Source organism: bacterium, assembly GCA_020440705.1.
Lineage (GTDB): Bacteria > Krumholzibacteriota > Krumholzibacteriia > LZORAL124-64-63 > LZORAL124-64-63 > JAGRNP01.
Genome location: JAGRNP010000370.1, coordinates 1 through 547, shown reverse-complemented (window position 1 = coordinate 547; position 547 = coordinate 1). Strand labels below are relative to the sequence as shown.

At 56.5% G+C, this 547-nt stretch carries 1 protein-coding gene; it reads right to left on the bottom strand.

Annotated elements, in window-relative coordinates; all coding sequences use genetic code 11:
• Window positions 1–527: asparagine synthetase B (locus KDM41_18850; GenBank protein MCB1185484.1), on the bottom strand; the 527-nt coding region annotated here is incomplete at its 3' end.
• Window positions 528–547 lie beyond the last annotated feature (20 nt).

Genomic DNA, 547 nt, shown 5'->3' with positions numbered 1-547 from the left:
GAGCACATCGCAAAGACAAAGCCGCCGCCTTCAACATAATTGCGAATGGTGCGGGCCACCGCCTTTTTCATTTCCGAGACGTTGGGATAGCCCAACTTGGCGGCCATTGCCTCATTAACCCGCACCTCCTCCAGGTACCAGGCTGCATTGCGGAAGGCGCTGTAAAATTTGCCATACTGCCCGGTAAAATCCTCGTGGTGCAGGTGCAGCCAGTCGTAGTCGCTCAGCTTGTCGTCGAGCACTTCTTCATCATAAATCTTATCGTAGGGCACTTCCGCATAGGTCAGCGCCATGGTCACCGCATCGTCCCAGGGCTGTTTGTTGAGCGGGGTGTAGATGGCGATCTTCGGCGCCTTCTCCAGCAGCACCCTTTCCATATTCTCCGATTCGATGGTGGCATAAATTGCATTGACCTCCCCCGGCCCGATCAGTTCATACTTGACCCCGCGAATCCGGCATTCGGTCTCCAGTCCCGGAAACACCGGCATCAGGAAGGAGCCGCTGCGATAGTTGAGCAGCCATTCCACGTTGACGCCCCGGGTAAGCG